Origin of the sequence: Terrabacter sp. MAHUQ-38 (genome assembly GCF_014518425.1) — a bacterium.
Lineage (GTDB): Bacteria > Actinomycetota > Actinomycetes > Actinomycetales > Dermatophilaceae > Terrabacter.
This window is the reverse complement of record NZ_JACVCU010000005.1, coordinates 70305-92218: the sequence shown is the minus strand read 5'-3', so window position 1 is coordinate 92218 and position 21914 is coordinate 70305. Positions and strand designations below refer to the sequence as shown.

General features: G+C 72.1%; 22 protein-coding genes and 1 riboswitch. Of the genes, 5 read left to right on the top strand and 17 right to left on the bottom strand.

The window, feature by feature from the left end; translation table 11 throughout:
* Positions 1-2: 2 nt before the first annotated feature.
* Positions 3-776, bottom strand: a complete 774-nt coding sequence (hisF, locus tag H9I49_RS18465; protein WP_188031867.1) for an imidazole glycerol phosphate synthase subunit HisF — start codon at positions 774-776, stop codon at positions 3-5.
* Between the two features lie 46 nt (positions 777-822).
* Between hisF and H9I49_RS18460 the strand changes: the two genes are divergently transcribed.
* The 4 genes from H9I49_RS18460 (at position 823) to H9I49_RS18445 (ending at position 7203) form a co-directional block, all read left to right on the top strand.
* Complete coding sequence (locus H9I49_RS18460; protein WP_188031866.1) at positions 823-1410, top strand: uridine kinase; 588 nt, start codon at positions 823-825, stop codon at positions 1408-1410.
* 2 nt (positions 1411-1412) lie between these two features.
* Positions 1413-2609: a CynX/NimT family MFS transporter gene (locus tag H9I49_RS18455; protein WP_370587651.1), complete on the top strand. Its 1197-nt coding sequence runs from the start codon at positions 1413-1415 to the stop codon at positions 2607-2609.
* 209 nt (positions 2610-2818) lie between these two features.
* Positions 2819-6616 carry an IPT/TIG domain-containing protein gene (locus H9I49_RS18450; RefSeq protein ID WP_188031865.1) on the top strand — a complete coding sequence of 1266 codons (3798 nt, stop codon included), beginning with the start codon at positions 2819-2821 and terminating at the stop codon, positions 6614-6616.
* A gap of 77 nt (positions 6617-6693) precedes the next feature.
* Positions 6694-7203: a group II truncated hemoglobin gene (locus H9I49_RS18445; RefSeq protein WP_188031864.1), complete on the top strand. Its 510-nt coding sequence runs from the start codon at positions 6694-6696 to the stop codon at positions 7201-7203.
* Here H9I49_RS18445 and H9I49_RS18440 read toward each other — a convergent pair.
* From H9I49_RS18440 to def, 14 genes are all read right to left on the bottom strand, one after another.
* On the bottom strand, positions 7191-7793 hold the full coding sequence (locus H9I49_RS18440) for a flavin reductase family protein (protein WP_370587650.1): 603 nt from the start codon (positions 7791-7793) through the stop codon (positions 7191-7193). The two genes, H9I49_RS18445 and H9I49_RS18440, sit on opposite strands and share 13 nt — an antisense overlap.
* Positions 7790-8281, bottom strand: coding sequence for a PH domain-containing protein (locus tag H9I49_RS18435; protein ID WP_188031863.1), 492 nt, complete (start codon positions 8279-8281; stop codon positions 7790-7792). The genes H9I49_RS18440 and H9I49_RS18435 overlap by 4 nt, the downstream gene beginning before the upstream one ends.
* Before the next feature lie 30 nt (positions 8282-8311).
* Complete coding sequence (gene hisG / locus H9I49_RS18430) at positions 8312-9157, bottom strand: ATP phosphoribosyltransferase (RefSeq protein WP_188031862.1); 846 nt, start codon at positions 9155-9157, stop codon at positions 8312-8314.
* Between the two features lie 14 nt (positions 9158-9171).
* Complete coding sequence (locus H9I49_RS18425; RefSeq protein ID WP_188031861.1) at positions 9172-9435, bottom strand: phosphoribosyl-ATP diphosphatase; 264 nt, start codon at positions 9433-9435, stop codon at positions 9172-9174.
* 44 nt (positions 9436-9479) lie between these two features.
* Positions 9480-9962 (bottom strand): 6,7-dimethyl-8-ribityllumazine synthase, encoded by a 483-nt coding sequence (gene ribH / locus H9I49_RS18420; RefSeq protein WP_188031860.1) that lies wholly within the window; start codon positions 9960-9962, stop codon positions 9480-9482.
* Positions 9959-11200 (bottom strand): 3,4-dihydroxy-2-butanone-4-phosphate synthase, encoded by a 1242-nt coding sequence (gene ribB, locus H9I49_RS18415; protein ID WP_188031859.1) that lies wholly within the window; start codon positions 11198-11200, stop codon positions 9959-9961. Before ribB ends, ribH begins: the two co-directional genes overlap by 4 nt.
* Positions 11197-11802 (bottom strand): riboflavin synthase, encoded by a 606-nt coding sequence (locus H9I49_RS18410; protein ID WP_188031858.1) that lies wholly within the window; start codon positions 11800-11802, stop codon positions 11197-11199. The genes ribB and H9I49_RS18410 overlap by 4 nt, the downstream gene beginning before the upstream one ends.
* Positions 11803-11826: 24 nt before the next feature.
* Positions 11827-12930, bottom strand: a complete 1104-nt coding sequence (gene ribD / locus H9I49_RS18405) for a bifunctional diaminohydroxyphosphoribosylaminopyrimidine deaminase/5-amino-6-(5-phosphoribosylamino)uracil reductase RibD (RefSeq protein WP_188031857.1) — start codon at positions 12928-12930, stop codon at positions 11827-11829.
* A 3-nt stretch (positions 12931-12933) separates the two neighbouring features.
* Positions 12934-13695, bottom strand: a complete 762-nt coding sequence (locus tag H9I49_RS18400; protein WP_188031856.1) for a nicotinamide mononucleotide transporter family protein — start codon at positions 13693-13695, stop codon at positions 12934-12936.
* 153 nt (positions 13696-13848) lie between these two features.
* Positions 13849-13977, bottom strand: a riboswitch (FMN riboswitch).
* Positions 13978-14088: 111 nt separating this feature from the next.
* Positions 14089-14745 carry a ribulose-phosphate 3-epimerase gene (gene rpe, locus H9I49_RS18395; RefSeq protein WP_188031855.1) on the bottom strand — a complete coding sequence of 219 codons (657 nt, stop codon included), beginning with the start codon at positions 14743-14745 and terminating at the stop codon, positions 14089-14091.
* A gap of 19 nt (positions 14746-14764) precedes the next feature.
* Entirely contained in the window at positions 14765-15541 is a 777-nt protein-coding gene (locus H9I49_RS18390) for a class I SAM-dependent methyltransferase (RefSeq protein WP_188031854.1), read from the bottom strand.
* A 53-nt stretch (positions 15542-15594) separates the two neighbouring features.
* A complete protein-coding gene (locus tag H9I49_RS18385) occupies positions 15595-17178 on the bottom strand; it encodes an RsmB/NOP family class I SAM-dependent RNA methyltransferase (protein ID WP_188031853.1) in 1584 nt (527 codons plus the stop codon).
* Positions 17171-18118 carry a methionyl-tRNA formyltransferase gene (fmt, locus tag H9I49_RS18380; protein ID WP_188031852.1) on the bottom strand — a complete coding sequence of 316 codons (948 nt, stop codon included), beginning with the start codon at positions 18116-18118 and terminating at the stop codon, positions 17171-17173. Before fmt ends, H9I49_RS18385 begins: the two co-directional genes overlap by 8 nt.
* A 1-nt stretch (position 18119) precedes the next feature.
* A complete protein-coding gene (gene def, locus H9I49_RS18375) occupies positions 18120-18665 on the bottom strand; it encodes a peptide deformylase (protein WP_188031851.1) in 546 nt (181 codons plus the stop codon).
* A gap of 334 nt (positions 18666-18999) precedes the next feature.
* On the opposite strand from def, the gene H9I49_RS18370 reads away from it, so the two are divergent.
* Positions 19000-19809, top strand: coding sequence for a hypothetical protein (locus H9I49_RS18370; protein ID WP_188031850.1), 810 nt, complete (start codon positions 19000-19002; stop codon positions 19807-19809).
* Here the strand turns inward: H9I49_RS18370 and H9I49_RS18365 are convergent.
* Positions 19802-21142 (bottom strand): MFS transporter, encoded by a 1341-nt coding sequence (locus H9I49_RS18365; protein WP_188031849.1) that lies wholly within the window; start codon positions 21140-21142, stop codon positions 19802-19804. The two genes, H9I49_RS18370 and H9I49_RS18365, sit on opposite strands and share 8 nt — an antisense overlap.
* Entirely contained in the window at positions 21139-21699 is a 561-nt protein-coding gene (locus tag H9I49_RS18360) for a transcriptional regulator (RefSeq protein WP_188031848.1), read from the bottom strand. Before H9I49_RS18360 ends, H9I49_RS18365 begins: the two co-directional genes overlap by 4 nt.
* Positions 21700-21914: the final 215 nt, after the last annotated feature.

Genomic DNA, 21914 nt, shown 5'->3' with positions numbered 1-21914 from the left:
GGTCAGCGCACCGTGATCCCGGCCGCGCGCAGCGCGTCCTTGACCTCGCCGACCGTGAGCTCCCGGAAGTGGAAGACACTCGCGGCGAGCACGGCGTCGGCGCCCGCCCCGATGGCCGGGGCGAAGTGCTCGACGCGGCCGGCGCCACCGCTCGCGATGACCGGGACCGACACGGCCGCCCGCACCCGGCGGATGAGCTCGAGGTCGAAGCCGTCCTTGGTCCCGTCGGCGTCCATCGAGTTGAGCAGGATCTCGCCGGCCCCGAGCTCGGCGGCCCGCGCGCACCACTCGACCGCGTCGAGGTCGACCGGCGTGCGGCCACCGTGGGTCGTCATGACGAAGTCGTCGGTGGGCCGGCCGTCGTCGCCGATGCGGCGCCGTACGTCCGCAGACAGCACGAGCACCTGGGCGCCGAAACGTGCTGCGATCTCCGCGATCAGCTCGGGCCGAGCGATCGCGGCCGTGTTGACGCCCACCTTGTCGGCGCCGGCGCGCAGCAGCCGGTCGACGTCGTCGACCGTGCGGACGCCGCCACCTACCGTGAGCGGGATGAAGACCTGCTCGGCGGTGCGGCGGACGACGTCGTAGGTCGTCTCCCGGTTGCCGCTGCTCGCGGTCACGTCGAGGAAGGTCAGCTCGTCGACGCCCTGCTGGTCGTAGACCTTGGCGAGCTCGACGGGGTCGCCGGCGTCGCGGAGGTTCTCGAAGTTGACGCCCTTGACGACGCGGCCGGCGTCGACGTCGAGGCAGGCGATGACTCTGGTGGCGACGGGCATGGCGTCAAATCTAGGGCAGGGCGCGACGGTGGGTAGGGTCGCGCCCATGTGGGACGACGTGACCCGGCCGCCGCGCCAGGCGGACGTCGATGCGGTCGTCGTCCGCGCGCTGGCCGCGCAGCCGCGCTGCGGCGAGGTCGTCGTGGTCGCCATCGACGGGCGGAGCGGCGCCGGCAAGACGACCCTCGCCGGAGGTGTCGAGCTCGCTCTCGGGGCGGCCGGCACGGTCGCCGTCCTCCACATGGACCAGCTCTACCCGGGCTGGGACGGACTCGCCGAGTCCCCGGCGCTGCTCACCCGGCAGGTGCTCGAGCCGCTGTCCCGAGGTGAGCCCGCGGCATACCGGGAGTGGAGCTGGGCGCGGGAACAGTGGGCGGGCACCCGCGAGGTGCCGCCCTGCCGGTACCTCGTCGTAGAGGGGTGCGGTGCGAGTGTCGACCCCGCCCGGGCGTATGCCGCCCTCACCGTGTTCGTCGACGCCGACCTCCTCCTGCGGCAGCGCCGCGGGATCGCGCGCGACGGCGAGACCTACCGACCGCACTGGCAGCGCTGGGCGGACCAGGAGGACGCGCTCTTCGACGCCGACCGGACGAGGCGGCGCGCGGACCTCGTCATCGACACATCTAGTCTCTGAGGGTGTTCCGACGAGACCGCACCATCCGGCCCCTCCCGCCCGTCTGGGTGATGGCAGTGGCGCTCGTGGCGGTCGCGGCGAACCTGCGCATCGCGATCACGAGCGTCCCGCCCCTGCTCGACGCCATCGGGTCGGACCTCGGCCTGAGCCACGCCGCCGCGGGTGCGCTGACGACGCTCCCGGTGCTGTGCATGGGCCTCTTCGCGCCGGTCGCGAGCCGGATCGCCCACCGGACCGGTGCTTCCGCGGCCGTGCTCGCTGCCGTCGTCAGCATCCTCGGCGGCACCCTGAGCCGCTTCGCAGGCGACAACACGGTCGTGCTCTACGCGGGGACGTTCGTCTGTGGCGTCGGCATCGCCGTGGCGGGCACGCTGCTCCCCCGGCTCGTCAAGACGTACTTCCCGCCCGAGCGCACCGGCCTCGTGACCGGTCTCTACATGCTCGCGATGATGGGCGGCGCCTCGGGCAGCTACGCGCTGGCGGTGCCGCTGGCCGACCGCCTCGGCAGCTGGCAGGCCTCGCTCGGGTCGTGGTCGGTGGTGGCGCTGGTCGGTGTCGTCGCGTGGGCACCGTTCACCGTGCGGGCGAACCCTCACCACACGCCGGACGAGGAGGGCCCGGGCCGCCTGCCGTGGCGCCACCGGACGGCGTGGCTCGTCGCGGGCTACCTCGCGCTGCAGTCGTGGTGCTTCTACTCCGCCGTCACCTGGCTCGCCCCCACCTACGTCGAGCAGGGGTGGTCGCGCGCGTCGGCAGGCTACCTGGCGGCCGCGTTCAGCGGCGCGCAGATCGTGTCGGGCCTGCTCGGCCCGGTCCTCAGCGACCGCGAGGCAGACCTGCGGCGGCTCCTCCTGCCGGCGGCGGCGCTCGGCGTCGCCGGGTGCGTGGGCATCTGGCTCGCCCCGATGACCGCCCCGTGGCTCTGGGCCGTCGTGACGGGCCTCGGTCAGGGAGCCGCGTTCTCCCTCGCACTCGTGCTGCTCGTGCGTTGTGCACGGACGCCCGAGGCGAGCGGGCGCCTCACCGGGATGGGGTTCCTCGTCTCCTACGGCGTCTCCTCCGTCGGGCCGGTCGCCATGGGCCTCGTCCGTGACGTCACGGGTGGCCTGTCTCTCGTGTGGCCGATCCTCGCCGTCATCGGCGTCGTGCAGGGCGCGGCGGTCGTGCGCCTGCGGCCGGACCTGCCGCGCGTCGACTAGCCGCAGCACGCCCTCGGCGCCCACGCGTCGACCACTACATCTGGTGCTCATGGGACCTGTGGGGCGACCCAATTAGGGCGAAACGGCGTACAAGGGACGTTTCGCCTGTGCAGAATGCTCGCCGGACGTGCTGACTGCAAGGAGACCGCCGAATGCTGCCCCGCCCCACCCCGCTGAACGAACACCCTCGTGGTGCCGACGGACGGACCGTGCGACGCCTGTTGTCGGCCTTGGTCGCCCTGGCCGTCGTCGCCGGCATACCGGGGCTCACGGGTGCCTCAGCGGCCGTCGCGGCCGAAGCGCCCGCAGCCGTGGCCCTGTCGGTCGTCGCCGGCCCGACGGCAGGCGGCACGGCGGTCGACGTCTCGGGCACCGGTGCAGGCAGCGCGACGAAGGTCTGGTTCGGCACGACCGCCGTCACCCGCATCACCCAGGTGTCGAGTACGCGAGTGCGCGTCGTGACCCCGGCCCACGCCGCCGGTCTCGTCGACGTCCGGGTGACCACGCCGTCCGGCACGTCGCCGGTCTCGACCCGCTCCACCTTCGCGTTCGACCCGGTGCCCACCGTCACGGGGCTGTCGGCCCGCTCCGCGACGACGGCGGGCGGCACCTCCGTCGTCCTGACGGGCACGGGCCTCTACCGCGCCAGCGCGGTGCGCTTCGGCAGCACCCTCGCGACGGGCCTGACACGCCTGTCGGCCCAGCAGGTCCGGGTCTCCGTCCCGGCGGCGCGCGTGGCGGGACCGGTGGACGTGCGCGTGACGACGCCGGGAGGCACGTCCGTCGCCACGTCCGCGACGCGCTTCAGCTACACCGCGATCACCACGCCGACCACGACGACGCCCGCGCCGGTCACGAAGCCGGCCGTCTCGTCGCTGTCGGTGAGCGCCGGCCCGGTGCGCGGCGGCAACGTGGTCACGCTCACCGGCCAGCGGTTCACGGGCACACGCACGGTGTGGTTCGGCGGCGCCGCCACCACCCGCTTCACGGTGCTGTCGAGCACGAGCCTGCGGGTCACCGCTCCGGCGCACCCAGCGGCTCTCATCAACGTCAAGGTGACGACCGCGGCGGGCACGTCCTCCCCGTGGTCGGCCAACGCCTATGCGTACGAGGCGGTCCCGACGATCACGTCGCTCTGGCCCGCGGCCGGTGGGACGGGCGGCGGCACGGTCGTCACCCTGAGCGGGACCGGCCTCACCCGGGCGACCTCGGTCCGGTTCGGCACCACGACGACGACCAAGGTCGTCCGGGTGTCCGCCACGACCCTGCGCGTCACGGCCCCGGCGCACGCCGCCGGCACCGTCGACGTGCGGGTGAGCACGCCGGGCGGCACGAGCGCACTGACGTCGCGCGCTCGGTACGCGTACGCGCCTCCCCCGAGCGTCGGCTCGCTCTCCGTCACCGCGGGCCCGGTCGCCGGCGGAACGGTCCTTACCCTGACCGGTGCCCGGTTCGGCGGCGCGACGAAGGTGACCTTCGGGACGACCGCGGCGCGCTTCACCGTCCTGTCGAGCACGAGCCTGCGCGTCACGTCGCCGGCCCATGCCGCCGGTGTCGTGAGCGTCCGCGTGACGACGAAGTACGGCACGTCCGCAGCGACGGCGGCCAGCACCTTCGCGTACGAGGCCGTCCCGACCATCACCTCGTTGACCCCCCAGACCGGCCCGCCGCGGGGCGGCACGGTCGTCACGCTGACCGGCACCGGACTGACCCGCGCAACCGCGGTGCGCTTCGGCACGACCGTCACGACGGCGATCGTCCGTGTCTCCGCCACGACGCTGCGCGTCACGACCCCGGCTCACGCGTCCGGACCGGTCGACGTCCGCGTGACGACACCCGGTGGCACGTCGCCCATCACTTCCGCCGCCCGATACGCGTACGGCTCGCCTCCCACCGTGACGGGGCTCTCGGTGACGGCCGGTCCCCTCCAGGGCGGTGTCGTCGTGACGATCACCGGCACGCACCTCGGCGACGCCCGCGACGTTCGCTTCGGCGGCGTCGCCGCCACCGGCCTCGTCCGCGTGTCCGAGACGACCCTGCGCGTCACCGCTCCTGCGCACGCCGCGGGCACCGTCGCCGTGCGCGTGACCAACCCCAACGGCACGAGCCCGGAGAACGCCCGCGCCACCTTCACCTACGTCGGCGTCCCCACGGTCACCGCGCTGTCCGCCCCCGCCGGGCCGCTGCACGGCGGCACCGTCCTGACGCTCACCGGCACGAACCTCTCCCTGGCGTCGGCCGTCGACGTGGGTGGCCGGCCGGCCACCGGCCTCGTGCGGGTGTCCGACACCCAGCTGCGGTTCACGACGCCGGCCGCGACCCCTGGCACCGTGCTCGTCCGCGTGACGACGCCCGGTGGCGTCTCGGCCTCGTCCCCAGCGGCGATGTTCACCTACCAGCCCGTGCCGACCGTCACGTCGCTGTCGCCCACCCTCGCGCCGACGCGCGGCGGCGGCGTCGTCACCGTGACGGGCACCGGGTTCGACCGGGTCTCGGCCGTCGTGTTCGGCACGACACCCGCCACCGCCGTCACGCGCGTCTCCGCGACCCAGCTCCGGGTCACGCTGCCCGCGCACGCCGAGTCCGTGGTCGACGTGCGCGTCACGACCCCCGGCGGCACGTCACCGGTCGTCGGCGCCGGTCGCTTCACCTTCCAGGACCCGCCCGTGGTCGCCTCGGTCACCCCGGCGGCCGGCCCGCTGCGCGGTGGCACGGTCGTCACCCTGCGCGGGACGTCCTTCACCAACGTCCAGGGCGTGTGGTTCAACGGCGTCGCGGCGACCTCGTTCACCCGGATCTCCGCCACGACGATCACGGCGGTGGTGCCGGCACGGATCGCGACCGGTGCCGTCCCCATGCGGGTGACCACGCCGGCCGGCACCGTCGTCAAGGACCGGGCGTTCACCTACGTCGCAGGGGCGACGCTCCAGAACGGACAGGTCCTCTCGTCCGGCACCGCGTTGCGCTCCTCGACGGGCAGCTACTTCGCGACGATGCAGCCGGACGGCAACCTCGTCATCACGACCTCCACCGGCGTGCGGCGCTGGGCGAGCGGCACGGCCGGAGCGGGCAACCGGCTCCAGGTCCGGGGTGACGGCAACCTCGTCATGTGGCGCACCAACGGCACGGTCGCATGGTCCAGTGGCACGAACGGCTGGACCGGGTCGCTGCTGACCCTGACTAACGACGGCCTGCTCCAGGTACGCCAGGGCACGACGACCGTCTGGGACCACCGCGGCATCCGCTACGACCGGATGCTCCCCGGGCAGGTGCTCCGGTCCGGCGAGCAGATCATGTCGGCCAACCGCGCGTGGTTCCTCAAGATGGGTACCGACGGCAACCTCGTGCTCAGCTCGGCCACAGGCGTGCGCCAGTGGGCCACGTTCACCACCGGCACCGGCAGCACCGCCTCGATGCAGGCCGACGGCAACTTCGTCGTGCGCAACAGGAGCGGTGTGTCGCTCTGGTCGACGAAGACGAGTGGCGCCGGCTCCGTCGTGCGCGTCCTCGGCAACGCCAACGTCGCGGTGTACGGCACCTCGTCGGTCCTCTGGGCGATCACCGGCGGGCCGGCACCGTCGAACTGGAGCTGCTACTCGCGCGCCACGCAGAACTGCATCGAGCGCTTCGGCTACTACGGCCAGAGCGCGTGGAACTACCCCGTCGACGCGTGGGGCAACAACTGCACGAACTTCGCCGCCTACCGGCTCGCGCGCGACGGTGTGCGGAACCCGGGCAACCTCGGCAACGCCGCCACGTGGGACAACTACGCCCGTGACAAGGGCTTCGTCGTCGACCAGAGGCCCCGTGTCGGCGACATCGCGCAGTGGAACTCGAACCACGTGGCCTACGTGGACTGGGTCAGCGCCGACGGTGACACCATCGCGATCTCCGAGAGCGGCTACGGCGGAACGGTCCTCGGCAGGACCTACACGTCGATGAGCGGTCGTCGGATCATCGCCCGCGGCAGCTACTCCTGGCCGTCGAACTTCATCCACTTCCGCTGACCGACAAGGCCCGGAACCCACACTGCCCCGGCTCCCGGGCCTTGTCGGCACCGCCCGCGAGGTGGGAGCCTGCGTCGATGGCCTCCAGCATCTACGACGCCGTCGGCGGCATGGGAGGGCTCATCGGGCTGGCGCACGCCTGGCACGAGCGTTGTATGGCCGATCCCGTTGTGTCGCATGCCTTCTCGCACGGCTTCCACCGCGACCACACCGAGCGGCTTGCCGCGTACTGGGCCGAGGCGCTCGGCGGCCCGCCTGCCTACAGTGGCTCGATCGGGACCGAGACCGGCGTCGTGCGGATGCACTCGGGCAACGGTGAGCACCGCGAGATGGACCGGCGCGCGGTTGCCTGCTTCGAGAGCGCGGTGGACGACGTGGGTCTGGCCCGTGACCCTGACGTACGCGATGCGCTCGTCGGGTACTTCACGTGGGCGACCGGCTACATGGCCACCTACCACGGGTCGCGCGACGACGTACCGGACGGGCTGACGCTGCCGCACTGGTCGTGGGAGGGGCTCGTCGCCCGCACCGACGCGCGCCGGGGAGCAGTGCGCCCCGACAGAGCGAGCGGGGCTCAGCCCCAGTAGTCGTCCATCGGCGGGGCGCCGTCGTCGGCCCCCGATGGCGCACGCCTCTCGGTGACGGTGAAACGGCCCCGGTAGAAGAGCATCGGCCGGCCGGACTCGCCGTCCTCGAGGTCGCGCACGCGACCGATGACGACGTCGTGGTCTCCGGCGACGTGGACCTGCTCGACCGTGCAGTGCACCCGCATGAGCACGCCGGGAAGGCTCGGGCCGCCCAGGGCCGACGGCGCCCAGTCGAGGCCGTCGAACCGAGCGCCCGAGGTCGAGCCGAAGCGACCGATGAGGTCGCGCTGTTCGTGGCCCAGGACGTTGACGGTGAAGCGACCCTCCTCGCGCATCCGCGGCCACGACCGTCCCCGGTGGTCCGCGCAGAAGAGGACGAGCGGCGGGTGGAGCGAGACGGAGGCGAACGACTGGCACGCGAACCCGACGGGTTCGCCGCCCTCGGCGAACCCCGTGACGATCGTGACACCGGTCGCGAAGTGCCCGAGGGCGTGACGCATCCGGTCCGGCGTGGGGCCGGCCGACCCCGTCGGGTCCCTGCGGTCGCTGGGGTCGCTGCGGTCGCTGGGGTCTGCGGCGTCGGCGGTCACCGCAGGTCCTCGGGACGGCGCGGCTCTGCCGCCTCGCCGAAGGCCTGGACCAGCGCGGCGAGCCGGGAGGCCTCCCGCCCCGCCACGGGACCGTCAGCCTTCTGGATCGCCATGACCGCGACGGTGTCGCCCTCCTCGAGGTCGAGCGTCACCCACGGCTCACCACCGCCGAACTGGATCGCCACGATCTCGGGCCACTCGAGCGAGCGGGTCAGGACGAGGTTGCGCACGACGAGTCCCTCGCGGCTCGGCACCGCGACGATCGAGGCGTAGCGCCAGGCGATGAAGGCGATCGCCACCCCGAGGCCGAAGAACATGAGCCGGTCACCGAGGCCCCAGCGGCCGTCGGCTTGCGCCGGCATGACGGCGGCGATGACTCCGAACACCGCGAGCGAGGTCCAGACGACGCCGAGCGCCACCGCACGACCACGCTTGGGCCGGAACGGAGCCAACGCGTCGGTGGACGACGGCCCGGTCTGCTCGGTCACCTGCTCACGTCCGTTCTCGCGCCGTGCCGGTCAGAGCCGGCAGGCGGCGATGTCGGTGACGAGGATGGCACGGGCGCCGAGGTCGTACAGCTCGTCCATGAGGCGGTTGCGCCCGACGCGGGGCACCATGGCACGCACGGCGACCCAGGCCTCGTCCTGCATCGGCGAGACCGTGGGCGACTCGAGCCCCGGTGTCAGCTCGCAGGCGCGGTCGACGAGCTCCTTCGGGCAGTCGTAGTCGAGCATGACGTAGGTGCGGGCGGTGATGACGCCGGCGACGCGGCGCTGGAGCACCTCGATGGCCTGGGCCTCGCCGGGACGGTCGCCGCGGATGAGGACGGCCTCGGAGCGCAGGATCGGGTCACCGAAGACTTCGAGGCCCTGCTGGCGCAGGGTGGTCCCGGTCTCGACGACATCGGCGATGCAGTCGGCGACCCCGAGGGTGATGGCCGTCTCGACGGCGCCGTCGAGGCGCACGACGTCTGCCGACAGCCCGCGGGCGTCGAGGTCGGCGCGGACGAGACCGGCATACGACGTGGCGACGCGCTTGCCCGCGATGTCGTCGACGGTGCCGACGTGACCGGGCTTGCCGGCGTACCGGAAGGTCGACGCGCCGAAGCCGAGCTCCATGACCTCGACGGCCGATGACCCGGAGTCGAGGAGCAGGTCGCGGCCCGTCACACCGGCGTCGACGGTGCCGGAGCCGACGTAGACGGCGATGTCGCGCGGACGGAGGTAGAAGAACTCGACGTCGTTCTCGGCGTCGGTGACGACGAGCTCCTTCGTGTCGCGGCGCGTGCGGTAGCCCGCCTCGCGTAGCAGCTCGACGGTGGCGTCGGACAGGGCGCCCTTGTTGGGCACGGCGATTCGCAGCATGGGAGTCGGGATCCTCAGAGGTGGGTGTAGACGTCGTCGAGCGAGATGCCCTTGGCGATCATGAGGACCTGGAGATGGTAGAGCAGCTGGCTGATCTCCTCGGCCGCCTCGTCGGTCGACTGGTACTCGGCGGCCATCCAGACCTCGGCCGCCTCCTCCACGATCTTCTTGCCGATGGCGTGCACGCCGGCGTCGAGCTGCGCCACGGTGCCCGAACCCTCGGGCCGCGTCAGCGCCTTCTCGGCCAGCTCGGCATACAGCTGCTCAAAGCTCTTCACGGTGGACCACCCTACGGGCCGCCCGGCGACGGGCTCACCGGCGCTCAACTGGTGGCGACGCGGCTTGTGACCGCACGGAGCGCGACGACGGTGGCGACGGCTGCGGTGGCGGCCTCGTGGCCCTTGTCCTCGGCGGAGCCGGGCAGGCCCGCCCGGTCGATCGCCTGCTGTTCGTCGTCACACGTGAGGACGCCGAAGCCGACGGGGGTCGCGGTGCGCACCGACACGTCGGTGAGGCCGACGGTGGCCGCCTGGCAGACGTACTCGAAGTGGGGCGTGCCCCCGCGGATGACGACGCCGAGGGCGACGAGCGCGTCGTAGCGTCCGGCGAGGGCCGCGCACGCGACGGGCAGCTCGAACGTGCCCGGGACCCGGACGACGTCGACGTCGGTCACACCCGCGTCAGCGAGACCGCGACGCGCGCCGTCGAGCAGGCCGCCCATGACCTGGTCGTGCCAGCTCGCGGCGACGACCGCGACACGCAGTCCGGTGCCGTCGGTCGTGATGGTGGGGGCGCCGTCCTTCATGCCGTCTCCTTGCCGTGCCGGTCGCTCGTGACCGGGATGTCGTGGCCCATGCGCTCGCGCTTGGTGATGAGGTACTGCTCGTTGTCCTCGCCCATCGGCCCGTGCAGCCGCTCGACCGCGACGACGTCGAGGCCGAGGTGGCGCAGCGCCGAGACCTTGGTGGGGTTGTTCGTCAGGAGCACGACCTGCGTGGCGTCGAGGTCGTGCAGGATGGCCGCGCCGGCGGCGTACTCCCGCGCGTCGACGGGAAGCCCGAGCGCCGTCTGGGCGTCGACGGTGTCGGCCCCGCGGTCCTGCTGGGCGTACGCGCGCAGCTTGTCGACGAGCCCGACGCCGCGTCCCTCGTGCCCGCCGAGGTAGACGACGACGCCGCCCTCGCGACCGACCCGCGAGAGTGCCGACTGGAGCTGCGGGCCGCAGTCGCAGCGCAGCGAGCCGAACGCGTCACCCGTGAGGCACTCGGAGTGCAGCCGGGTCAGGACGGGTCCGGAGCGGCTCAGGCCCTGCAGGCCGCGCGGGCTGACGAGTGCGACGTGCTCGTCGCCGGTCAGCGTGTCACGGTAGCCGTGCGCGGTGAACGTGCCGTGGACCGTCGGGATCCGGGTCGTCGCGAGCCGCTCGACGCGGTCGAGGCGTTGTCGGTGGTCGATGAGCTGCTCGATGGTGATGACCGGGAGGCCGAACTCGTGTGCCAGCTCCACGACGGCGTCGAAACGCATCATCGTGCCGTCGTCGTGGACGAGCTCGCCGATGACTCCGACGGGCGAGAGCCCCGCGAGGCGGGTGAGGTCGACGGCCGCCTCGGTGTGCCCGGGACGGGTCAGGACGCCACCGTGACGGGCTCGAAGCGGCAGGATGTGGCCGGGTCGGATGAGGTCGGCAGGAGTGGAGTCGACGTCTGCGAGCACCTGCACGGTGCGCAGGCGGTCAGCGGCGCTGATGCCGGTCGTCACGCCAGCGGCTGCGTCGACCGAGACCGTGTACGCCGTGCGGAGAGGGTCCCGGTTGTCGGCGACCATGAGCGGCAGCTCGAGCCGGTCGGCGACCTCGGCGGGCATCGGCGCGCAGAGGTAGCCGGACGAGTGCCGGATCGTCCAGGCCATCCAGTCCTCGGTCGCGGTCTCCGCGGCGAGGACGAGGTCCCCTTCGTTCTCTCGGTCCTCGTCGTCGAGGACCAGGACGGGACGACCGCCCTGGAGAGCCTCGAGGGCCGACTCGATGGTCGAGAGGGTGGTCATGGCGCGACCTCCTGTCGGTGGGTGAGCAGTCGTTCGACGTACTTGGCGATGACGTCGACCTCGAGGTTGACGACGTCGCCGACGCCCTTGTGCCCCAAGGTCGTCAGGGCGAGCGTCGTCGGGATGAGAGACACCCCGAAGGCGTCGTCAGCCACGTGCGCCACGGTGAGCGAGACCCCGTCGACCGTGATGGAGCCCTTCTCGACGACGTATGCCGCGAGGCCGGGTGGGAGGGTGAAGTCGACCGTCTCCCAGCGGTCGCCGGGCGTACGCGCCGTGATGGTCGCGGTGCCGTCGACGTGCCCCTGGACGACGTGGCCGCCGAACCGGCCGTCGGCGGGCATGGCGCGCTCGAGGTTGACGCGGTCGCCGGGCGCCAGGGAGCCGAGGCTGCTGCGCTCGAGCGTCTCGGCCATGACGTCCACGGTGAAGCCCCTCGCGTCGTGCTCGGTGACGGTGAGACAGACGCCGTTGACGGCGATCGAGGCGCCGTGCGTCGCATCGCTCACGACGACGGGCCCGTCGATGCGGAGCACGGCGGACCCGGCGCCGTGCTCGATGGCCGAGACGGTGCCGAGCTCCTCGACGATTCCGGTGAACATGACTGTCTCCTCAGGTTTCTCGCGTCAGCGGCTGACGGCTGGCTCGTGCTCGCTGTCGTTGTGCGTGGTGTGGTCGGCGGTGTGATGGGTCGGGTTCTCGGCGCGGGTCGGTCCGCCGGTCGGCACCTCGGCATGGATGCGCACGTCTCCCCCGACGACCTCGACGTCGACGAGCTCGAGGCGCTGGAGCCCCTCGATGGACCCGATACCGAGGTCAGCCACGGCTGCGCTGCCTGAGCCGAGCAGGGCCGGGGCAACGTACGCGTAGACGTCGTCCACGAGACCAGCGCGGAGGAACGCTGCGGCGAGCGTCGGGCCGCCCTCGAGCCATACGTCACGGATCCCCTTGACCCACAGGGCCTCCAGGGCCTCCCGGGGCTCGTGCGTCGCGAGGTGGACGACCTCTCCGGGTGCATCGCGCAGGCGAGCAGCGGGAGGGACGTCACGAAGACCCATCACGACGCGGACAGGCTGTCTCTCGGCGGGCGCGCCGTCCGGCATACGCACGGTGAGGCGCGGGTCGTCCGCGAGGACGGTGCCGGTGCCGACGAGAACGGCGTCGCGGCTCGCACGGAGCAGGTGGACGTCGGCGCGGGCGGCCTCGCCGGTGATCCACTGGCTGCTGCCGTCGGCGGCGGCGCTGCGCCCGTCGAGGGTCGTCGCGAGCTTCCAGGTCACGAGCGGGCGTCCGAGCGCGACCGTGCGGGCCCAGCGGTCGTTGAGCGCGGCCGCCTCGTCGGCGAGCACACCCCCGGTGACCTGGACGCCTGCGGCGTGGAGTCGCTCGGCTCCCCCGGCAGCATCCACGTTCGGGTCCGACTGTGCGAAGACCACCCGCACGACGCCCGCACGGAGCAGGGCGTCGGAGCAGGGGCCGGTGCGACCGGTGTGCGAGCACGGCTCGAGCGTCACGTAGGCCGTGGCCCCTCGGGCCGCGTCGCCCGCCGCCTGCAACGCCTCGACCTCGGCGTGGGGCGTGCCCGCGCCGTGATGGAAGCCCTCACCGACGACGGTGCCGTCGGACGCCACGAGCACGCACCCGACGCGTGGGTTGGCGTCGGGCCATGGTCCCGCCGCGGCGAGCTGGAGCGCTCGCCGCATCCAGGCCGGTGCGGCCGTGTCTCCCATGGGTCAGCTCGTCGCCGTCCCGGCGAGCTGGGGCTCGGCGTCGGGCTTCTCGAGCCGCGACGCCTTGACCCACTGCGTGAAGCCGTACACCACGAACAGGCCGTAGAAGGAGTAGAGCACCGCGGTGGGCACGTAGTTCGTCGCGAACCCGAACGGGACCCCGACGAGGTCGACGCCGATCCAGGCGAGCCAGAACTCGTTCCAGCCGCGCGCCATGGCGTAGGTGGCGACGATCGAGCCGACGAAGATCCAGGCGTCGCACCAGTAGAACCACCACTCCGGCGTGAAGAACGGGTTCGGCGCGAGGCTCCAGAGCCAGACGAAGACCTGGTGGACCACGACGGTCCCGACGAGCCAGAAGACGAGGACGCCCGTGCGCTCACGGACCGTGGCCCACCGCGGAGTGATGGCGGCCCCGCTCGCGTCGTCGGCGTGGTTGAGCCGGCGCACCTGCGACCAGCGCCACCAGCCGTAGAGGCTCGTGAGGATGAAGAAGACCTGGCGGCCGGCCTGCCCGAAGAGCGGGACCCGCTCGTCGGCACCGAAGAGGGCCCCGAGGTACACGAAGAAGAGCATGACGTTGGCGATGATGCCGACCGGCCAGGCCCACACCCACCGGCGCATGCCGAGGTACGCCGAGGCGAGGCCGATCAGGACGGCGACGAGCTCGGTCCAGTGCAGCTGGTAGGGGCCGATCGGTATGGACGCGTCGAGGGTCTGCTGGAAGACGTTCTTCGCGTGGTCCGCGAGAGCAAGAGCCTGCATGAGGGTGTTCGTCCTTGGTCATTCGTCGGGTGCACGGACGAACTCCGGGGAACACTCTGCGCGGACCGGTGCCCCGACCCGAGCGGCACGAGCCGGTCGGAACCGTCGCTCGTGTCGCGAGGTCGGCGCGACTCGCGAGCGAGCCTGGCCTGCCTCGTGCTGCCTCCCATCCGGACTTTCACCGTCGGTCCTGGAGTTTCACCAGGTCAACCGGCCGCTGGATGCGGTCGGGTCGCGGACTGTAACCGCCGGCTCGGAATTACACCGACCCCGGAGCACGTAGAGCCAGTATGCACCCGCATCAACCGGCGCCGCACACCGTGACCACGTGACGGCCACCACGACGACGAACGAGCACCCCGGCGAGCGATCGCATCGACGCGACGGGCCGGCTCAGTGGCGGTGGGAGGTGGCCAGCGCGCGCAGCTCCTCGACGGCAGCGGCCGCGTCCTCGGCGCCGTAGACCGCAGAGCCCGCCACGAAGACGTCGGCCCCGGCATCGGCGCACAGCTCGATGGTGTCGGCGCTGACGCCGCCGTCGACCTGGATCCAGATCTCGCCCCCGTGCTTGCGCACGGCCTCGCGCACCTGGCGCACCTTCGGCATCTGGTCGGCCATGAACGACTGGCCGCCGAAACCCGGCTCGACCGTCATGACGAGCACCATGTCGACCTCGGGGAGCAGCTCCTCGTACGGGCCGAAGTCGGTGCCCGGCTTGATGGCCATCGAGGCCCGCGCCCCCGCCGCGCGCAGCGTCCGGGCCAGCGTCCTCGGCTCCCGGGCGGCCTCCACGTGGAAGGTCACCGACTGGCATCCGGCCTCGGCATACCGCGGCGCCCACCGGTCGGGGTCCTCGATCATGAGGTGCGCGTCGATCGGGATGGGGCTCACCTTGACCAGGGCCTCCACGACGGGCAGCCCGAGGGTGAGGTTCGGGACGAAGTGGGCGTCCATGACGTCGACGTGCGCCCAGTCGGCGTTCGCGATGCGCCCGAGCTCTGCCTCGAGGTTGGCGAAGTCGGCGGACAGGATGCTCGGTGAGATCTGCACGCGCACAGCCTAGAGGCGGTCAGTCGGCGGGCTTCGACCAGACCGACACGTGCGACTCGGACTCTGCCGTGAAGGGGGCCTTCGTCCAGTCCGCCCATCGGTCCCGCAGCGTCAGGCCGGCGATCCGGGCCATGAGGTCGAGCTCCGAGGGCCACACGTAGCGGTGCGCCGACGCCTCGTACGTCGCCAGTGCACGTCCTTGCGCATCCACCCCCGCACGGGTGTAGTGGTGCGACACAGAGCGCTGCGAGACGACGTCGACGGTGTCGAAGCCGACGTGTCGCTCCCCCACGTGGAAGGGCACCGCGCTCTGTCCCGGTGGCATCCGACGCAGCTGCGGGACGAAGACCTCGACGACGAAACAGCCTCCGGGAGCGAGCTGCTCCGCGACGGTGCGGAAGCACTCGACCTGGTCGTCCTGCGTCAGGAGGTTGGTGATCGTGTTGTAGACGAGGTACGCCACCTGGTAGCCGCTGCCGACGCGCGTCGTCGTCATGTCGCCAACGACCACGGGCAGACGGTCGCCGCCGGGTTTGCGCCGCAGCTCGGCGACCATGGCCTCCGAGAAGTCGATGCCGTGGACCTCCACCCCACGCGCGCGCAGCGGCAGAGCCACCCGACCGGTGCCGATGGCGAGCTCCAGCGCCGGGCCCTCCCCTGCGAGCTCGTGCAGCACGTCGACGGTCGGCCCCAGCACGGCTGCGTCGAACATGTGGGCGGACCCCTCGTCGTACGTCGGCGCCACGCTCTCGTCGAAGGGGCTGGGCACGAGGTCGTCCATCGGGTATGCCGTCATGCCTCCACCCTGCCCACCCAAAGCGTCGGCCGGCCAGCGAGTTTCGGGACGGCTCAGCGCTTGCGCAGCAGGGCGAAGAACATCGCGTCGGTGCCGTGCAGGTGTGGCCACAGCTGGACGAACGGACCCTCCCCGAGGCTGCTCAGCTCGCGGCCGCCGGCGTTGACGAACAGTCCTCGCGCGTCGACGAGCTCGACGTCGTCGCGTCGCTTGAGGATGTCGCTCACGACGAACCGTGTCTCGTTGAGGTGGGGGCTGCACGTCGCGTAGCCGACCAGCCCGCCCGGTGCCGTCGCGTCGATCCCGGACGCCAGCAGCTCGCGTTGGAGCCCGGCGAGGACCGCGACGTCATCAGGGGTGCGCCGCCAGCGGGCCTCGGGCCGGCGTCGCAGCGCACCCAGCCCGGTGCACGGGGCGTCGATGAGCACCCGGCTGAAACCCTCCGGGTCCACCTCACCGAGCTCCCGCCCGTCGCCGTGCCGCACCTTGAGACTCACGTCCGCGTCTCGCGCGGCAGCCCGTGCGGCGGCCAGGGTCTGCCAGACGAGGTCGGCGCGGTGCTCGCTGATCTCGTTGGCCACGAACGGGATTCGCCGCTCGATGGCAAGGGCTGCAAGCAGTCCGGCCTTGCCGCCGGGTCCCGCGCAGAGGTCGAGCCATCGCTCGGCCGCGGCCGCGTCGCCCTGGACCTCGGCGGACGCAAGTGCGAGGACGAGCAGCTGCGAGCCCTCGTCCTGCACGGCGGCACGCCCGTCGCGCACCGCGGGGATCGAGCCGGGGTCGCCTTCTGGCAGCGTCGCACCGACCGGGCTGAGCCCGGAGCGCTCGGCACCGTCGTGCTCGAGCTCGTCGAGCGAGGCAAGTCCGGGCCGCGCGACGAGCGACACCTTCGCCGGAGCGTTGTCGCTCTCGAGCAGGGTCGCGAGCGAGGCCTGGACCTCGGAGACCGGTGCGACGCCGTGGCCGATGAGGGCCGCGCGGAGCGCCTTGGCGACCCAGACCGGGTGCGACGTGCGCAGCGCCAGGCGCTCGACGGGGTCGGTGATGCCCTCCGTGACGACGTCGAGCCACTCGTCGGGGTCACGTTCGCTGATCCGGCGCATGACGGCGTTGACGAAGCCGGACGCCCCGGCGCCGTTGACCTGCCGGGCCAAGGCCACGGTCTCGTCGACCGCGGCGTGCGTGGGCACCCGCATGCCGAGCAGCTGGTGGGCACCGAGGCGCAACGTGTCGAGCACGTTGGCGTCGATGGTGTCGAGGGATCGCCCGGCCGCCGAGGCGATGACCGAGTCGTAGAGCCCGGACAGGCGCGTCGCGCCGTAGACGAGCTCGGTGGCGAAGCGGGCGTCGCGTCCGCGGATCTGCTTGTCGCGCAACAGCTTCGGCAGAACGAGGTTGGCGTAGCCCCCGGCCGCGACCTCGCGCATGGCCGTGTACGCGGCGAGGCGCGGCGCGTCCGTGCGCCGTGCCCGCTCGGACGGGCGCTGCTCCGACCGGTGGCCGGCCGACCGCTCGCGCGCCTGGGGACGCTGGCGGTCGCCCCGACGGCCGTCCCGACGACCGCCACCGTCGCGACCGACGTCGCGGCCACCGTCGCGGCCTCCCTGACGCCCGGCCGAACCTCGCTCGTCACTCATCTCCTACCCGCTCCCCGACCTCGATGCGCGTGCCGCGGGCCCAGTCGGCCGCGGGCATCGGCCTCCTGCCGTGCGGCTGCACGGTGCCGAGGCGGACGGGCAGCGTGCCGGTGCCCACGAAGACGTCCTTCTTCGTCACGAGCAGGGCGCCCGGGACGAGGGTGCTGTCACCCGACACCTCGTCAGCGGCCGCCACCGTCACAGGCGCCACCTTGAGCCGCTCCCCCCGAAAGGTCGTCCAGGCGCCGGGGGCCGGCGTGCAGCCGCGGACGAGCCGGTCGACGGCGAGCGCCGGCCGCTCCCAGGCGATGCGCGCGTCGTCGACCTCGAGCTTCGGCGCCAGCGAGACGCCCTCGGCGGGCTGGGGCTGCGCGACGAGCTGCCCCGACTCGAGCCCGTCGAGCGTCGCGACGAGCAGGCCCGCCCCGGCCGTCGAGAGCCGCTCGAGCAGGTCGCCGGCGGTGTCGTGGGGACGGATCGACTCCGTCATGACGCCGAGCACCGGCCCGGTGTCGAGGCCCTTCTCGATGACGAACGTCGACGCCCCGGTGACCTCGTCGCCGGCCATGACGGCGTGCTGCACGGGAGCCGCGCCCCGCCAGGCAGGTAGCAGCGAGAAGTGCAGGTTGACCCAGCCGAGTCGCGGAATGGCCAGGGCCTCGGTCGGGATGAGGTTGCCGTAGGCCACGACGGGGCATGCGTCGGGTGCGAGCTCTCGCAGGGCGTCGAGGAAGACGGGGTCCTTGACACGGGTCGGCGTCAGCACCGGAACGCCCAGCTCCTCGGCGCGTCGGCGCACGGGAGAGGCCTCGAGCCGTCGCCCACGACCGGCTGGGGCGTCGGGGCGGGTGACGACGGCGACGAGCTCGTGACTCGAGGACGCGACCGCATCGAGGCTCGGCACCGCCGCCTCGGGGGTGCCGGCGAAGACGACCCTCATGTCACATCGCCCGGCCGAAGGTCGAGTGCGGGCTGATCCGCACCTCGGGCGGGTTCTCGGCGAACCACTCGGCCTCACGGATCGCCCGCATCGCCTCACGGCGTGCCTCCGGGTCGAGGCGGTCCAGGAAGAGGATGCCGTCGAGGTGGTCGGTCTCGTGCTGGACGCACCGCGCAAGCAGCTCGGTGCCCTCGAGCACGACCGGCTCGCCGTGCATGTTCTGGCCCTTGGCGACCACCGACAGGGCCCGCTTCGTGTCGAAGGCCAGACCCGGGATCGAGAGACAGCCCTCTGGCCCGACCTGTTCCTCGCTCGACAGGTCCAGAACCGGGTTGACGAGGTGCCCGAGCACGCCGTCGACCCAGTAGGTGAACACCCGTAACCCGACCCCGATCTGCGGGGCGGCCAGGCCGGCGCCGGGCGCGTCGAGCATGGTGTCCTCGAGGTCCTTGACGAGGACCCGGAGCTGCTTGTCGAAGTCGACCACGTCGACGGCCGGCGTGCGCAGCACGGGGTCACCGAAGAGTCGGATGTCCTTGATCGACACGGTGTCGTCCTCAGTCCTGGGCCGGCGGGCAGGGCCAATCCTAGGTGGCCGCGTCCCCGTCGGAACAGCGGGGCGCCGGCGAGATGCCCGCGGCCGGGCACCTGGCCTGGGCCGTGAGACGACCCGGCAATGTATGCCGAAAACACCCTAGAATGCCCACGCATCAGGGACATTAGGGATCATTCACCCCCCTTCTCCGAGGCTGCACAGTCTCTACGCAACCAGAGAGCGAGATCACGATGCGCACCATCAACCCCTCCCCCCAGGTGTCGACACGTCTGCGAGCTGACCGAGACCGCTGCCCGGTCGCCGGCGGAGCGGAGGGTGCCGTTCGATGAAGCGTCTCGTCCTCACCATCGCCGCAGTCTTCGCCCTCCTCGTCTCGAGCGCACCGCAGACCGGCCAGGCGGTCTCTCGCACCACGAAGCACTTCATCACCAACCTCCAGGGGTCCACGGCACCCGCCGGCCTCGGGTTCAACGTCTTCGACACCGGCGTCTCGGGTGTCGCCACCCTTCCCAGCGGGGTCAAGGGTCTGGTCTGGCTGGGCCAGAAGTGCCCGACACCGGCAGACGCGACCTTCCGGGCCACGATCGACAAGCTGGCCACCAACACGAGGGTCTTCGGCTACTACCTGTCGGACGAGCCCCACATCGCCGACTGCCCGGGAGGCGCCGCGGCCCTCGCGAGCCGCGCCGACTACATCCGGTCACGCACCGGTGGCCTCCAGAAGTCGTTCATCGTCCTGTCGAAGATCCCCGACTACAGTGCGTTCAAGCCTGCGAGCAGTCATGTGGACCTGGTCGGACTGGACCCCTACCCGTGCTCGACCGCGTCGCCGACCTGTCCGGTGCGCAAGATCACCGACAAGGTGAACGCCGCCCTCAGCGCGGGCATCCCGCGCGGCGCCATCGTCCCCGTGTACCAGGCCTTCGGCCAGGAGGCGATCTCGGGCGGCTACTACCGCCTCCCCACGGCTGACCAGATGCGCGCGATGCACGCGGAGTGGGATCGTCTGGTTCCGTCTCCGGTCATGGACTACGCGTACGGCTGGAGGCACCAGTCGTCCTCGAACCCGACGCTCGTCGACTCACGGGCCCTGCAGAAGGTGATCGCCGCCCACAACGGGGTCACCATCAGCTGACGCTGGTGCTGTCGGCCCCGTCACGTCTCGGGGCCGACAGCCACCGGCCCCTCGGGGCCCGGGCCCCGCCGGGCGCGCTACTGCGAGCGCTGGACTCGTCGGGCTCCTCCGTCGTACGGCCCAGCTCCCGGACCGAACGTGAGAGCAGCGCGGACAGCGAGATGACGACGTAGACGACCGCGCTGACGAGCATGAGCGTCTCGAGGTCGGCGATGGTCGCGAGCCAGCCGTAGAGGAACGTGCCGATGGGGATCGCGACGTACGAGCCGAGCGCGTCGTAGCTCGACACGCGCGAGAGCACCGAGACCGGGACCTGCTCGTGCAGGGCGGTGGTCCAGCCGACACCGAACACCTCGCCGGCGGCGCCGGCCAGGAAGAAGCCGATGGCGACCGGGACGATGGCCGGGGCCACGCCGAGCAGGGCCATCGGCACCGCGAGCACGCAGATCGCGACCATGCCGGCACGCAACGGGTGCGCCAGACGCAGCCGCAGCATGACGAGCGTCATGAGCACCGTGCCGAGCGCCTCGACGCTGAGCACGAGGCCCCAGCCCGCCTCACCGATCGCCTCGGTGGACTTCGCGACGAGCGGCCCCAGCACGCCGATGACACCGGAGTGGATGGCGTTCGTCAGCCCGAACGCGAGCACGATGACCCAGAGCCACTCACGTCGCGTGAACTCTCTCCACCCCTCCCGCAGATCGCGAACCATCCCGTGGCGTCGCGACCTCGCTTCCTCGGAGGGACGCGGCAGCCCGACGCGGGTGAGGCAGACGATGGCGACGGCATACGTCAGGCCATTGACCGCGAGCGCCCAGCCCGGGCCGACGCCGACGACGAGCAGCCCCGCGACGGCCGGGCCGATGATGGCCAGCCCGCTGCGGCTGAACGAGAGCAGCGCGTTGGCCTGCTGGAGCCGGGCCCGGTCGACGACGAGCGGGACGATGCCCATCATCGCGGGCATCGTGAAGGCCGAGACGGCGCCGTTGACGCCCTCGATGACGGTCAGCTGCGTCAGGGTGGCGTGGCCGCTGATGATGAGGGTGGCGGCGAGCGCCTGCGTGACGAACGTGAGGACGTGCGAGACCTGCAGCACGACGATCCGCGAGAAGCGATCGGCGACGACTCCCCCGACGAGGAGGAAGACGACCATCGTCAGGGTGCGTACGCCGAGCACCTGGGCCAGGGCAGCGGCGGACTGGTCGATGTGCAGGACGGCGAAGGCGAGCGCGACGGGGACCATGACGGTTCCGGCCGTCGAGACCGTGCGGGCGGTGAAGTACCACGCGAAGCGCGGGTCCGTCAGGGCGCCGAACGACTCCTGCACCTTCACGACGACACCGTCCCACGCGCGTCGTCCGTCGCCTTCTCGCCGCGGAGGCGGAAGGCGGCGACGGACAGCGCCGCTCGCACCGTCCCCTGGGTGCGCGGCGGGCGCGCCGACGCGTGCATGAGCGAGCTCGCCTCCTCGACGAGGGCGACGACCCGGTCCCACACCTCCGGCTCGACCCAGAGGTCGGCGTCGGTGAAGCGACCGGGCGAGCCGGGCTCTCGCTCGACGAACCGCCTCGGGATCATGTCGGCGAGGACCCGCACGTAGGCGAGGCGGTCCTCCTCGCGGTTCGCCTGCGGGCGCACGACCGGCGCGTCCCACGGGTGGCGGTACTTCTTGGCCTTCCCCCCGCGCACCTTCTCCTCGCCCGCGATCTCGAGCAGGCCGGCCGCCTGGAGCAGCCGTAGGTGGTAGCTCGCGTTGGCCTGCGTGACGTCGAGCTCGCGGGCGACCTCGGCGGCACTGAGCTCCGCGCCCGTCAGCAGCGAGAGCATCTCCAGCCGCAGCGGGTGGGCCGTGGCGCGCAGCTCGCTTATCCGCTCTTCCTCCAAAGACATGTTGGGGAGTATGCAGCCCGGCCGGCTCAACCGTCAAGCATCCCTTTGGAGGTAGGCTCCGAGGTGGTCAGTCACCCCAGTCCGAGCCCGATGGGCACGTCCCGCTGCTTGCCGCAGTCGATGCACTCCTGGTATCGAGCCCCGGTCTCCGTGCTGTTGGGGTAACGGTGGGTGCGCCAGCGGTGCCACACGTGAAGACGGCATGTCCAGCGGCC